Annotated in this window: 13 protein-coding genes and 3 tRNA genes; 9 read left to right on the top strand and 7 right to left on the bottom strand. The window is 54.1% G+C overall.

What is annotated here, in order from left to right; translation table 11 throughout:
• Positions 1-7 precede the first annotated feature (7 nt).
• Complete coding sequence (locus H650_RS04900) at positions 8-940, top strand: LysR family transcriptional regulator (RefSeq protein WP_020454224.1); 933 nt, start codon at positions 8-10, stop codon at positions 938-940.
• 348 nt (positions 941-1,288) lie between these two features.
• Positions 1,289-2,833: a methyl-accepting chemotaxis protein gene (locus tag H650_RS04895; protein WP_189660094.1), complete on the top strand. Its 1,545-nt coding sequence runs from the start codon at positions 1,289-1,291 to the stop codon at positions 2,831-2,833.
• Positions 2,834-3,179: 346 nt separating this feature from the next.
• Here H650_RS04895 and H650_RS04890 read toward each other — a convergent pair.
• Positions 3,180-3,255: transfer RNA gene (locus H650_RS04890), tRNA-Asn, on the bottom strand.
• 330 nt (positions 3,256-3,585) lie between these two features.
• Between H650_RS04890 and nac the strand changes: the two genes are divergently transcribed.
• Positions 3,586-4,503, top strand: coding sequence for a nitrogen assimilation transcriptional regulator NAC (gene nac / locus H650_RS04885; protein WP_020454222.1), 918 nt, complete (start codon positions 3,586-3,588; stop codon positions 4,501-4,503).
• 104 nt (positions 4,504-4,607) lie between these two features.
• Positions 4,608-5,558, top strand: a complete 951-nt coding sequence (cbl, locus tag H650_RS04880) for an HTH-type transcriptional regulator Cbl (protein ID WP_020454221.1) — start codon at positions 4,608-4,610, stop codon at positions 5,556-5,558.
• A gap of 43 nt (positions 5,559-5,601) precedes the next feature.
• Here cbl and shiA read toward each other — a convergent pair whose 3' ends face one another.
• Positions 5,602-6,927 carry a shikimate transporter gene (shiA, locus tag H650_RS04875; RefSeq protein WP_020454220.1) on the bottom strand — a complete coding sequence of 442 codons (1,326 nt, stop codon included), beginning with the start codon at positions 6,925-6,927 and terminating at the stop codon, positions 5,602-5,604.
• Between the two features lie 349 nt (positions 6,928-7,276).
• Positions 7,277-7,822 (bottom strand): chorismate mutase, encoded by a 546-nt coding sequence (locus tag H650_RS04870; protein WP_020454219.1) that lies wholly within the window; start codon positions 7,820-7,822, stop codon positions 7,277-7,279.
• A 304-nt stretch (positions 7,823-8,126) separates the two neighbouring features.
• On the opposite strand from H650_RS04870, the gene H650_RS04865 reads away from it, so the two are divergent.
• Positions 8,127-8,639, top strand: a complete 513-nt coding sequence (locus H650_RS04865) for a GNAT family N-acetyltransferase (RefSeq protein WP_044489682.1) — start codon at positions 8,127-8,129, stop codon at positions 8,637-8,639.
• Between the two features lie 59 nt (positions 8,640-8,698).
• Here H650_RS04865 and H650_RS04860 read toward each other — a convergent pair whose 3' ends face one another.
• Together H650_RS04860 and H650_RS04850 are read right to left on the bottom strand one after the other, a co-directional pair.
• The gene (locus H650_RS04860) at positions 8,699-9,490 is read right to left on the bottom strand and encodes an MBL fold metallo-hydrolase (protein WP_044489402.1); all 792 of its coding nucleotides are present in this window, start codon (positions 9,488-9,490) and stop codon (positions 8,699-8,701) included.
• Between the two features lie 225 nt (positions 9,491-9,715).
• Positions 9,716-10,060 carry a winged helix-turn-helix transcriptional regulator gene (locus H650_RS04850; protein WP_020454215.1) on the bottom strand — a complete coding sequence of 115 codons (345 nt, stop codon included), beginning with the start codon at positions 10,058-10,060 and terminating at the stop codon, positions 9,716-9,718.
• A 90-nt stretch (positions 10,061-10,150) separates the two neighbouring features.
• Between H650_RS04850 and H650_RS04845 the strand changes: the two genes are divergently transcribed.
• Positions 10,151-10,477, top strand: a complete 327-nt coding sequence (locus H650_RS04845; RefSeq protein WP_020454214.1) for a nuclear transport factor 2 family protein — start codon at positions 10,151-10,153, stop codon at positions 10,475-10,477.
• Positions 10,477-11,256 (top strand): SDR family oxidoreductase, encoded by a 780-nt coding sequence (locus H650_RS04840; protein WP_020454213.1) that lies wholly within the window; start codon positions 10,477-10,479, stop codon positions 11,254-11,256. The genes H650_RS04845 and H650_RS04840 overlap by 1 nt, the downstream gene beginning before the upstream one ends.
• A 187-nt stretch (positions 11,257-11,443) precedes the next feature.
• Here H650_RS04840 and H650_RS04835 read toward each other — a convergent pair.
• A tRNA-Asn gene (locus H650_RS04835) sits at positions 11,444-11,519 on the bottom strand.
• Between the two features lie 99 nt (positions 11,520-11,618).
• Positions 11,619-12,416 carry a DgsA anti-repressor MtfA gene (mtfA, locus tag H650_RS04830; RefSeq protein WP_020454212.1) on the bottom strand — a complete coding sequence of 266 codons (798 nt, stop codon included), beginning with the start codon at positions 12,414-12,416 and terminating at the stop codon, positions 11,619-11,621.
• Between the two features lie 93 nt (positions 12,417-12,509).
• On the opposite strand from mtfA, the gene H650_RS04825 reads away from it, so the two are divergent.
• Both H650_RS04825 and drpB read left to right on the top strand, forming a co-directional pair.
• Positions 12,510-12,599 (top strand) — tRNA-Ser (locus tag H650_RS04825).
• Between the two features lie 399 nt (positions 12,600-12,998).
• Positions 12,999-13,265 carry a cell division protein DrpB gene (gene drpB, locus H650_RS04820; RefSeq protein WP_020454211.1) on the top strand — a complete coding sequence of 89 codons (267 nt, stop codon included), beginning with the start codon at positions 12,999-13,001 and terminating at the stop codon, positions 13,263-13,265.
• Positions 13,266-13,282 lie beyond the last annotated feature (17 nt).

The raw sequence follows: 13,282 nt of genomic DNA, 5'->3' as shown, positions 1-13,282 counted from the left end.
CTACTCGATGAATATTATGCATCCCACGTTACGGCGTCTTGATCTCAACCTGTTACCCGTTTTCGACGCGGTCTACCGCCACCGTTCTGTGCGCCAGGCGGCAGAAGAACTGGCGATGAGCACATCGGCGCTCAGCCACGCGCTCTCAAGACTACGTGTGACGCTCAACGACCCGTTATTTTACCGGGAAGGGCACGTAATGTGCCCAAGCGTTTATGCCAGCCAGCTTGCGCCCGCCATTGCGTCGGCATTAGCGCATCTCAACCATGAACTCACCCCGCAAGCGGAGTTTGATCCCGCGACGACCACAGACTGTTTGCAGGTCGCGATCACCGATTTCACCGTGTTTAGCATTTTCCCCGCGCTGATGTCCGCATTGCAGCATACGGCGCCCGGACTGCGTTTTGAGTTTCGCTATTTGCCTCATAGCCCGGCGCTTAATGAGCTGTTGGCAGGAGAAGTGGATTTCGCGCTGGGGTTTAGCGCGCCGCAGGATATTCATTACGCAGAGCTGGATGAGATCGGCTTGTTTGCAGATGAATATGTCGTTATCAGCAATCAACACAGGCAACAGTTAACGCTGGACGATTACCTTGCCGCGCGCCACCTGGTGGTAACGCCGTGGAATGAAAGCAAAGGCGTGCTGGATTGTGAACTCGAACGTCTGGGTTATACGCGACAGGTGGCGATAAAAACGCCCTCGATGCTCAGCGCGCCTTTTATTATCGCCGACAGCGATCTGCTGATGGCGCTTCCGCGTTCGGCAGCGGAAAAGTTAAAACAGGCGGCAAGGATTACCATTTTTGCGCTGCCTTTTGCGGTTCCGCCGTTCGAGGTGAAGATTTATTCCCATAAACGCAGCGGCAAGCGCGGGGCGGCGCAGTGGTTGCAGAAAATGTTGAAAGAACTGTCGCACCCGCAAACTACGCGCAACATGTAAACAGCCTGTCCGTAGGCCAGACGTTGCGCAGTGCACAAAAACGGCGATGACTCGTTAGCGAATGCGGCGGGATTGCTGTTATTTCCCGGTGATGCCTTCGCGCATGAATGTGACGGCGTTCTTATTTATTAATAAGACTTTCGCTGGCTGCATTAACCCACCAAAAATAACACTCTATTTATTAATTGGTTACTTTTTTATAACCTCAAAACGGTTAAGTTGTGAAAGATATACAACTTCTATCGATTAACTCGTTTTTTTTATTTCCGATATAGAGATAAGGCGCGGTTCGAATGCCCGAAGCCGATGCTGTACCCGCCATATAAAACAACAATAGGTACTCATGCCATGAAACTATCCCTCGCGCAAAAACTTTGGCTCCCTCTCATCGTGGCGCTGGTGTGCCTTGCCGGGACACTGCTCTACAGCTCTTTTACGGTCAAAGAAGACCAACTGTCACTGCGCAAAAACGAGTTGCAGCATGTTTCGCAACTGGCGCTGAGTATCGTCAAAACACAGGCCGCGCTGGTTGATAAAGGGGCGATCACGCAACAGGAAGCGCAGCAGCGTGCAACCCAGTTAATTAAGGATTTACGCTATGGGGAAACGGGATACTTCACGATTCTCAATACCCAGGCTGAAGTGATTATGCATCCGATCAACGCCAAGCTGATTGGTCAGGGGCCACAGGTTGCGGATGCCAATGGTGCCTATATCTTCAGAGATATGGTTGCGGTTACCCGTGATAATCAGGCCGGGTTTACCGCTTATGTTTTTCCGCGCCCCGGCGAGACGGAAGCTCAGCCGAAAATCGCTTACAGCATTCCGTGGACGCCCTGGGGCTGGATCATCACCACCGGTTTGTATGTGGATGATATCGACGCGGCGTTTCGGGTTTCGCTGTATCAGAACCTGATTGAATTTGTGGCTATCAGTATTTTGCTGTCGGTGATCGTCTATCTCATCAACCGGGGAACGTTGCTGGCACTTGGGGGCGAACCTCGTTATGCCGTTGATGTCGCCGCGCGGATTGCCGCCGGGGATCTTTCGCAGGCGGTGGATAAAAAATCCGGGGATAACTCAAGCCTGATCCACGAAATGGGCGTGATGCGTGAGCAACTGACCGCCGTGATCAATGATATCCGTGAAGGGGCGGAGATCATTAACACCAGCACCCATGATATTGTTGCCGGAAATCAACAAATTGCCTCACATTCCGAGCAGCAGGCGATGTCGCTGGAGCGCACCTCGTCCAGCATGGAAGAGATCACCGCTGCCGTGAAACAAAACGCGGAGAATGCCGGGCAGGCGCGTCATCTGGCGAGTGAAGCTGTGGATATTGCTTCGCGCGGCGGTGTGGTAATGCAGAGCATGAATGAAACCATGAACGGTATCTCCGAGAGCGCCGGGAAAATAGCGAGCATTATCGAGGTGGTCAACGGCATCGCGTTTCAGACCAATATTCTGGCGCTGAACGCGGCGGTTGAAGCAGCCAGAGCGGGTGAGCAGGGCAGAGGCTTCGCGGTGGTCGCCGGTGAAGTGCGCAGTTTGTCATTGCGCAGTTCGCAGGCGGCGCAGGAAATTAAAGGGCTGGTGGAAGAGTCTGTCACTCGCGTCAATAACGGCTCGTCACAAATTAAAATTGCCGGCAGCAGTATCGACGACATGATTGTGGCGGTGCGGCGCGTCTCGGACATCATGTCGGAAATCTCCGTCGCGACCGAGGAGCAGAGTAAAGGCATCAGCCATGTTAACGAAGCGATTGTGCAAATTGATGCGGTCACGCAGCAGAACACCGCTCTGGTTCAGCATGCGGTATCGGCGGCCAGTGCGCTGGAAGAGCAGACCCGTCGACTGACACAGACGGTGGCCTTTTTTAATACTGGCAGATAATCACCGCGACATCACGTTCCTGGGCCTGCGAAGGCAGGCCCGTTAAGCCTTATCCCTGCCAGCCTCGTCATTACAGGCAAACCAGAAATCGCAACAACGGGAGTTCATCTTCACTTTTACGGTGGACTGCCTTTATTGCTCAATCGGCAAGCGTAAGCCCTGAGCGCAACAATGCTGCTGGTCAGGAATACCTGAAAAAAAGCGAGGTTGAAAACCGCGACTGGTGCAAGGGGCGCACGCGCTCGGCTCGCAAAGCAACGTTTTGCCTGGATGAAAGGTGAGTGGTTTATCGCATGCGGTTGGCAGAAAAGCAAAAAGCCTGCTTAAAAGCAGGCTTTTTTAAATCTGGCTCCTCTGACTGGACTCGAACCAGTGACATACGGATTAACAGTCCGCCGTTCTACCGACTGAACTACAGAGGAATCGTGTGAACGGGGCGAATATTAGCGATGCCCCAGAGCCTTGTCAAAGGATGGATCGTGCCGTCGCGATCGTTTGCTGACTATTTCAGCAATCTGCTGCCGGGATAAGCACTTAAGCGCGCATTTGCACCAAAATTGTGCAATGCATCTTCCATGGGGCATCATACAAACCACTGTTTCAGTAATAATTCCCCCGCTCGTAATTAGAATCTCTTATTATCCAGCCTGTTAGCGCCTTTCATTTTGCCTAACTAAAACTGGCAAGCATATTGCAACTCCTCTGGCTACATCACATCCGGCGTTGGCACTGGTACCCGTACAGGAGGCAAAATGAACTTAAGACGACTGAAATACTTCGTAAAAATCGTCGATATTGGAAGCCTGACTCAGGCAGCCGAAGTATTACACATTGCGCAGCCCGCGCTGAGCCAGCAGGTTGCCACTCTGGAAGGCGAGCTGGATCAGCAATTGCTTATTCGCACCAAACGCGGTGTGACGCCGACCGAAGCGGGCAAAATCCTCTACACCCATGCACGGACGATTTTGCGCCAATGCGAACAGGCGCAACTGGCGGTAAACAATGTCGGTCAGTGCCTGCGGGGACAAGTCTCCATCGGCCTGGCACCGGGCACTGCTGCGTCTTCCGTCACCATGCCGTTGTTGCAGGCGGTGCGGACCGAGTTGCCGGAAGTTATGGTTTATCTGCATGAAAATAGCGGCTCAACGCTGAACGATAAATTGCTCAGCGGGCAACTGGATATGGCGGTGCTGTATGAACGCGCGCCTGGCGCGGGGATCAGCAGCCTGCCGCTGCTGAAAGAAGATCTGTATCTGGTGGGCACGCGTGACTGCCCAGGCCAGAGCGTCGATCTGACGGCGGTTGCCGATATGAATCTTTTCCTGCCGCGCGATTACAGCGCTGTCCGTTTGCGTGTTGATGAAGCCTTTTCGCTGCGTCGACTGACCGCGAAGATCATTGGCGAAATTGAGTCGATCGCCACGCTGACGGCGGCGATTGCCAGCGGAATGGGCGTGACGGTACTGCCGGAGTCTGCCGCGCGTTCGCTGTGCGCCGCGACCAACGGCTGGATGGCGCGTATCACCACGCCGTCGATGAACCTGCCGTTGTCGTTAAACGTTTCCGCGCGCGGCACGCTCTCGCCGCAGGCGCAAGCGGTGAAAGATATTTTAATGTCATTAGTTAGCCGCCCGGCAATGGAAAGCCACGAGTTGCAGCTGGTGAGCTAAGCATTATTCCTTAATGGAATAAGATGCTGGTTTTTATTATTTGTTCTGCCTGGCCGCAGACTTTAACAATATCGTCATGTCTGACAGGCCAGGAGCAGCGAAGGGTGAATTTCCAGCAACTCAAAATTATCCGCGAGGCGGCGCGGCGGGATTACAACCTGACCGAAGTCGCCAACATGCTTTACACATCACAATCCGGCGTGAGCCGCCATATTCGTGAGCTTGAAGAAGAGCTGGGGATTGAGATTTTTATCCGTCGCGGCAAACGTTTGTTGGGCATGACGGAACCCGGTAAAGCGCTGCTGGTGATTGCCGAGCGCATTCTTAACGAAGCGAGCAATGTGCGCAGGCTCGCCGATCTCTTTACCAATGACACCTCTGGCGTGCTGACTATTGCGACGACGCATACCCAGGCGCGTTACAGCTTGCCCTCGGTGATTAAAGCTTTTCGCGCGCTGTTCCCGGAAGTGCGGCTGGAGTTGATTCAGGGCACCCCGCAGGAGATTGAATCTCTGCTGCATAACGGTGGCGCAGACATTGGCATTGCCAGCGAACGCTTAAGCAATGACAGCTCACTCGTGGCGTTCCCCTGGTTTCGCTGGCACCACAGTTTGCTGGTACCGGCGGATCACCCGCTGGCGCAATCCTCACCGTTAACGCTCGAAGATATCAGCCGCTGGCCGCTTATCACTTATCGCCAGGGGATAACCGGACGTTCGCGTATTGATGAAGCGTTTGGTCGCAAGGGGTTAATCCCGGATGTGGTGCTGAGCGCGCAGGATTCCGATGTTATCAAAACCTATGTTGAGCTGGGGCTGGGCGTCGGGCTGGTGGCGGAGCAATCGAGCGGCGAAAACGAAGAGGGCAAACTGGTGCGGCTGGATACGCAACACCTGTTTGATGCCAATACTGTCTGGTTAGGGTTAAAACGCGGCCAGTTACAACGAAATTATGTCTGGCGCTTTATTGAACTGTGTAACGCCGGGCTGTCGGTAGACGATATCAAACGCCAGGTGATGGAGCCGGACGAAGCGGCGATCGATTACCAGATTTAACAAGGGTCACAAGAAACAGAGCCTCCGCATGCGGAGGCTTTTTTTATTGATGCGCGTGCGGCGGTGTTTTCATCAGCATCGCTGTCAGAGCGGAGAGCAGACAGCCTGCCAGCAGATAAATGGCGACGGAATGCCACTCACCGCCGGAAAAGTTCAGCAGCGCGGCAGCAATAAAGGGCGTAAACCCGCCGCCAACCACGCTGGCGACCTGGTAACCAACACCCGCGCCGCTGTAGCGATAACCCGCGCCGAACATTTCGGTGAACATCGGCTGCTGTACGCAAACCACCATATCGTGAGCGATATTGGCCAGCAGTAACGAGAAGATCACCACGCCGAAAATGGAGCGCATTTCCAGCGCCATAAAAAACGGGAAGGCGCTCAGCGCGCCGATCAATGCGCCGGTGATATAGATGCGCCGCCGTCCAAAACGATCCGCCAGCCAGGCGAATAACGGAATGGTCAGGCAACTTATCCCGCCGACCAGCAAGCCGATATTAAGGAACAGCTCACGCGGTAAACCCAGATTTTGCGTCGAGTAGTTCAGCGCAAAAGCAGTGACGATATACATGGTCAGCAGTTCGCACAGGCGCAGGGCGATAATTTTCAAAAACGCCCCTGGATGGCGAAACAGCGCTTCAAATACGGGCGGGCGTTTTTTTATTTGCGTCGGTTGTTGCGTCTGCGCTCGTTCAAACTCGGCCGATTCCGCCATGCCGTTACGCACCCACAGCGCACCGAGCACCAGTACAATGCTGAACAAGAATGGCAGACGCCAGCCCCAGCTCAGAAACTGTTCGTTGGTGGTCAGGCTGCTGATGAGCGACACAAGCCCCGTGGAGAGCAATAACCCGACGCCATATCCGACCTGAACGCCGCTGCTATAGAAGGCTTTTTTGCCGGAGGGCGCACTTTCGACCGCCAGCAGCGCCGCGCCGCCCCATTCGCCACCAACGGCGAAACCCTGAATGGCGCGCAGGATGACCAATAACGCCGGTGCCCACCAGCCGATGGTGGCAAAAGAGGGCAGAATACCAATACAGGCGGTGGCGATCCCCATCATCCAGACCGTCATCATCAGCATTCGCTTGCGACCGAGACGATCGCCGAAATGACCAAAGACAATTCCACCGAGCGGGCGGAATAAAAATCCGACGCCAAACGTGGCGAAAGCAGCAAGCGTGCCCATCGCCGGATCTATCTGCGGGAAAAATTCGCTGTTAAACACCAGCGCGGCGGTGATGCCATACAGTAAAAAATCGAACCAGTCGACCACTGCGCCAGCGAAGCTGCCCCAGGCTGCACGGCGGGCGCGATTTAGTGGCGGTACCTCTTCATCGGGGCGGGTTGTGATGAGCGTGGAGTCCATAGTTGTTCTGTCCGTTCCTCAAAATTGCAAAATTTTCTAGTTTTAATAGGAGAAAAGGTTACTCACATCGTACGCAGCTAAAAAAGTCGCTATTGAGACTACAGCGACAGTGGACAGGTGAAAACTCTTTTGCAGAGCGGGCGGCATGAAAGGGGGAATTTAACTCAGGGGGCGTTAATGCGCAGAAGATTATTCGGTTGTTGAATGATTTGCATGTGTGGTATTCGGTCGGTCGATGTTACACCGCAGGCGCCGGCCATAAGCCGTTAATCTTCTTATCGGATGCCCGGCCTGTCATGCGCCTGGCAGGCCAGGTATCCGTGTTATTCATTGCCTACGGCATTGATGACTAACGTACGCGATGAATACGGCGTAAAGCGGCAAGCAGGTTGTTTTTATCCGCCTCGCTGAGATTGGGCGCCATAATTTGTGCCGACAGCCATGCGGTGTCGGCTTCAGTGAAAGGGCCGGTGAGCAGTCGCTGGCTGATGGCAGTGAGCAACTGGCTATCGAGTTGATTTATCTGTTGCCGGGTCGCGTCCAGGCTTCTGGCCGAGTGGCTGGTATCCGGTGTGGCTAACCAGTCGGCCAGATAGCGATACTGAACGGCCTTGCTGGCGTTCATTAATGCGCGGAAAAAAGGCTCCACGGAACCGGGATCCAGACCCGCGTCCTGGGCATTTTTCACTGCTTCTGCCAGTACTTTTTGTTCCCGCCCGACATCTTCCACGGGGGAGTGGTGCTGTGCCTTGTAACTGGCGACGTCTTTCATGATCAGCATGCGTTCATTGAGTGCTGATGAAAGTGTGCTGAGCGACACCGAGGCGACGGAGCCTGCAAACACATTGCCGCACATGAACAGTGACGAAAGGAAAACAACCGCAGACTGGAACATCAACTTACCCTCCTGTCAAAACCCAAAAAAAAGCCGTTCTCGGGGAAGAACGGCGAATCGACCATCACGGCTAAAATCACTAACACGATTCATATTCTATTAGTTACGTGAATGGATTATTTCCTGGTGAGCGTTTTATGTAAGTAAATGAAACGATGTAAATAAGCGACAAAGAGTGAGGGCGCAGCGTGAAAATTGTGCTGGCGCATGCGGGATGTACAATACCGGGCGCGAGACGGCGCGGGAACGCCTGACGCTCTCGTGTCGCTCAGGCTTAACGCTTGTTACCTTTGGGAACATTCAGATGACAGATATCACAATCAGACCAGCGCGAAGCGAGCATTTTGCGGCGTTAAGAGCCATCGAACTTGCATCGTTTGAAACCCTGCGCGAGGCGGGTGCAGTGAGCGGAACGCCTGTCGCTAACAGCCTGGAAGCGTTGCACCAGCTGTGCAGGGAAGGGGTATTGCTCGTCGCGTTTGCACCGGACGATATTCCCGTCGGGTTTGCCGGTGCCGTGATTAGGGAAGACTGGTTGCACATTGCCGAAGCGGATGTTCACCCGGACTGGCAGCGGCAGGGCATTGGCCGGTGCCTGATGCACGCGCTTTTGTCGGAAGGCAAAGCGCGCGGTTTAAACGGTGCCTCGTTGACGACCGATCGTGATGCGCCCTTCAACGCACCTTTTTACGCTTCGCTGGGTTTTGACATCGTTGAAGGCAACGCCATTTCACCCCGGCTGAAAGCGGTGCTAACAGAGGAAATCCTCGCCGGGCTGGATCCGAAACGCCGGGTTGCCATGCAATTAGTGTATTGAAATCAAGGGTCGCAGTGCGTTATGTGCAAGCGAGCACGGACGGATAGATAAACAATCGCTTAGCGCAGGCAAGCGATATATTTCTCACCTGAACGGCGCACCATTTCCGCAGCATCGTGCGCGATCTCCCGCCCTTCAAACGCGCCGTAGAGTTTCGCGAATTTCACCGCATCCAGCCGGCGCGTTATTTCACGAACCGTCTCTGCCGGCAGCGGCAGCATATTCGGATAGCTCCACATAAAGGAGACGGCATTAGCGCCTGGCGTGACCTGAACGATATCGCCGGATAGCAGCACACCATCATCCCGCGCCCAGTGAAGGACGCAGCCGCCGGCAAAATGACCGCCAAGGCGCATGATACTTACGTCTGAGGTCAGTTGCAGGGTGTCGCCATCCCAGAGGGTAATGTGCGGGCTGTCGCGCATGATCCATTCGCGATCGCGTTCATGCAGATAAATCGGGGCGTCAAATACGTCAGCCCAGTCTTGCATGGTGGTATAGAAATGAGGATGCGAAATAGCAATAGCCCTGAGCCCGCCCAGAGAGGCGATCAGCGTTTTTGTGGCGTCGTCGAGGGTGGAAATGCAGTCCCACAGGATATTGCCCTGCGCTGTTCGCAGCAGAAAAGCGCGCTGCGCAATCGCGAAATCAGGCACGGTTTTAATGCTGAAGAGATCGCTTTCGTGTTGTTGCCATTTATTGACATGCGAGGCCAGAAGGGTGGAGAAATCAACCCACTTCTGCCCGGTTACCGGCACGAACTGGCGCTCATCTTCGCAGATAGTGCACCGGTGTGGGGGCGTGTCAGTTATTTCATACGATGTGCCGCACGCGTTGCATAAGGTGATCATTATTTTCCTCTTTGTTGCGGATACGTCAGTGCTAAAGGGTTTTGCAGCGAATGGCCGCTTTTTTGCGCGCCATTATTTGAGTAATAACCTCTTTAGCATGGCACATGAAGGCCGCGGTATGTGCTGGAGAGTGCAGCCAATAAAAGAAGAATTGTCCGCTGCGCGACAGAACGGTTCAGCGCGCAGCAGGCTGGGGCAGAACGAAGGAAAAGGTGAATGCCGGATTTAAGGCTCATTCGGTGGGAAGGTGTCGCGTTTTTCTGCCCATTTCAGCATGGCATCCAGCGCCGGGCACAGGGCCTGGCCCCACTCCGTCAGCCGGTATTCCACCTTCGGCGGGATCTGCGGATAGACCTTGCGCGACACGATGCCATCCGCTTCAAGCTGCCTTAGTTGCTGGCTTAACATCTTTTGCGAAATGCCCGGAATAAGCCTGCTGAAATCGGAGTAGCGCTGCACTTTTCCATCAAATAAATGAAACAGGATGACCAGCTTCCAGCGGCCTTCCAGTAATCGCAGCACCTGTTCGACGCCAAGTGCGGCGGTATCGGGGGTATAAATCTTACTCATAAGCCTGTTACTAACTTTTTTGTGCGTTCTTGATGATTTGACACTATATGGTGAAAATGAGAGCACCGCAAACCACAGGAGCCTCTCATCATGTCTTTGTCACTACCCGACGCTGTTGCTACCTACTTCGCCATCAGCAATGGCGCAGATATCGCCAACGTTAACCTCTGTTTTACGCCTGATGCCGTGGTTATCGATGAACATAAGACCCATCGTGGCCTTGACGCTATCCAGGCCTGGCAACGCGACGTGCAGAGTGCGTTTGAGTACACCGTTGAACCGATCCGGGTTGCTGATGAGGGAACACGGTTAACGGTGACCTCGCATGTGGCGGGCAATTTTCCCGGCAGCCCGGTGCAACTTAGCCATGCGTTCACTTTGCTGGACGGGAAGATTGCCGCACTGGAGATCGTCTGATGAGCATAAATCTGAACTTACAAGGAAAACGCGTTCTGGTCACGGCGGGCACTAAAGGTGTCGGAAAGGCGGTTGTTGGCCTGTTTCATGAACAGGGGGCGAAAGTGTTAACCACCGCGCGGATCCAGCCTGATGAATCGTTAGCGGATCACTTTGTGGCGGCCGATCTGACAACGGTTGAAGGTTGTCAGCGCGTCGCGCAGGCGGTGCAGAGCCGCTTTGGCGGTGTTGATATTATTGTTCATGTGGTTGGCGGCTCGACAGCGCCCGCGGGTGGTTTTGCGGCGTTAGGCGAAGAGGAATGGCAGCAGGAACTGAATCTCAATCTGCTGCCTGCGGTCCGCCTCGACAGAGCACTTTTACCCGGCATGCTCGCGCAGGGAGCGGGGGTTATTATTCATGTCACCTCCATCCAGCGCGAACTGCCGTTGCCGGAATCGACAACAGCGTATGCCGCGGCAAAGGCTGCACTCTCGACCTACAGTAAAAGCCTGTCGAAAGAGGTCTCACCAAAAGGGATCCGCGTGCTGCGTGTCGCACCCGGCTGGATTGAAACGGAAGCCTCTGTCGCGCTGGCTGAACGGCTCGCGCATCAGGCAGGAACGGATTACGAAGGCGGCAAGAAAATCATCATGGATTCGCTCGGTGGCATTCCGCTGGGGCGTCCATCAAAACCGGTGGAAGTCGCGAATCTCATTGTGTTCCTCGCTTCATCCTGCGCGGCGGCAATCACGGGTACGGAGTACGTTATCGATGGCGGCACAGTACCCACCGCGTAATCGCGACGATGATTGCGCGTGACCTCCGTGTGCCGGTGGCTGTTTATTCTCTCGCGCGAGCTGGAATGTGTGTAAATCAGGCCGCTCGCTGTACGGAAAAAGAGAAGTAACGGCTGAAGGGAAGGGGGCAACACGTTGCCAGGCCTGAAAAGCAAAAAGCCTGCTTAAAAGCAGGCTTTTTTGAATCTGGCTCCTCTGACTGGACTCGAACCAGTGACATACGGATTAACAGTCCGCCGTTCTACCGACTGAACTACAGAGGAATCGTGTGAACGGGGCGCATACTACTGGCCCAGTACTTGAGTGTCAACACTAAATTTAACACACTGATTCAATTGGCGAATTAAAACACAGGCGGCGTTTTAATGTACCTGCCTTGCGCTTTCGTTATCGCAGCCCGCCTGCCCGCGCAGACGGCTTAGCGGATCCTGGCCATAAAAATGGCAGAAGCGCTGCCACAGCGCCGGGAAGCGGGGAGCAAACAGCTCTGGCGCGCTAAAGAAATACTCGGAAAGCACGGCAAAACATTCTGCCGGATCGGTTGCCGCGTAGGCGTCGATGCTGGCCGCGCTTTCGCCAACCAGGTCAATCTCATCCTGAATATTGTCCATCGCGGCGCGCAGATCGTGTTCCCAGCCGGCCACTTCGCGCAGCGGAATCAGCGGAATGCCGCTGGCGCGATCGCCGTTGCGCGTATCCAGTTTATGCGCCACTTCATGAATAATGAGATTGAAGCCGGAAGCGTCGAACGAGTCCTGAATATCCAGCCAGTTAAGGATGATAGGGCCTTGTTGCCAGCTCTGCCCGGACTGAACCACGCGCTGATTGTGCACCAGGCCAATGTCGTCTTCCCACTCGTCATCAACAACAAACGGCGCCGGGTAGATCAGCACTTCGTGGAAGCCATCGAGCCATTCAAGGCCAAGCTCCAGCACCGGCAGGCAAAATAGTAAGCCGATGCGCGCGCTTTTCAGCGCATCCAGATCGAATCCTTGCAACGGAACCAGGCGTTTTTGCTGCAAAAAGCGGTCAGCCAGATGAACAAGTTTCTCCTGTTCCTCCGGCGACAAATTTGCTAACACAGGGGCATTTAACGCTTCTTCCCAGGGGTATTCTGCACCTTCGGCAGATTCCCTTGTCTTCCAGGGCCACTTAATCATCGTTTTGCTCGCAAACTCGCCACTTGAACCAAATTAACGGGACAGGGTCTGTTAAAATGCCAAATTACCTGGCATCATGGCAACCATCTGAACGGAGAGATGCCGGAGCGGCTGAACGGGACGGTCTCGAAAACCGTAGTTGGGGCAACTCAACCGGGGGTTCAAATCCCCCTCTCTCCGCCATTATTCAAACAGTTACGCGCTTCGCTTTCAACGACTCCCGTCACAGTTGCTTTTCCACTCTTGCATTTGCACATTTTATAACCTTTTCTTAACATAATCGATAGAAATGATTGCCGCTTTTACCATTAATTTTTGTAGCGTTTTCCCGCGGTCTGGAAATATCACTGCACGCGCGTTAATTACACTTTTTCTTATTAGTTTTTATCCCGTTACGTCTGTTTGTCATTTACGTGTTGCACACTCTTTGGCGGTCTGCGGCCGTTGCAGGTGAGGGGATTCATCAGTCTCGCTGATATATCTTTAAAATTCATCAACTGGCGATATGATGAGAGAGTTGTCACATTTATGTCGGAACCATTTCCTTCCTTTCATCCCTTAACCCATGCGGAAAAAACCATTATGGACGATAAAGCGGTGCGCAGCCTTGGTGGCAAACTGGCACTCTGGGTGTTCTGGATTTTCTGCGTCTATTTTGTCTGGTCGGTGCTTAATGATATCTGGCCAGTCAGCCAGACAAATTTGCCGGCCGGGTTTAATACTGGCACTGTGGGTACCGCGACCGGGAGCTGGCTGAATTCGTTTTTTGGCGTGCTGGTGTTAGCCGTCGTGGGTGCGATACTTGGCGCTATTGCCTGGTACACACGTCCGCAGGATCCGGATGGCTGAAACAGCAGGTAAGGGCT

Source organism: Enterobacter sp. R4-368 (genome assembly GCF_000410515.1).
In the GTDB taxonomy this organism is placed as follows: domain Bacteria; phylum Pseudomonadota; class Gammaproteobacteria; order Enterobacterales; family Enterobacteriaceae; genus Kosakonia.
This window is presented reverse-complemented; position numbering and strand designations above follow the sequence as displayed.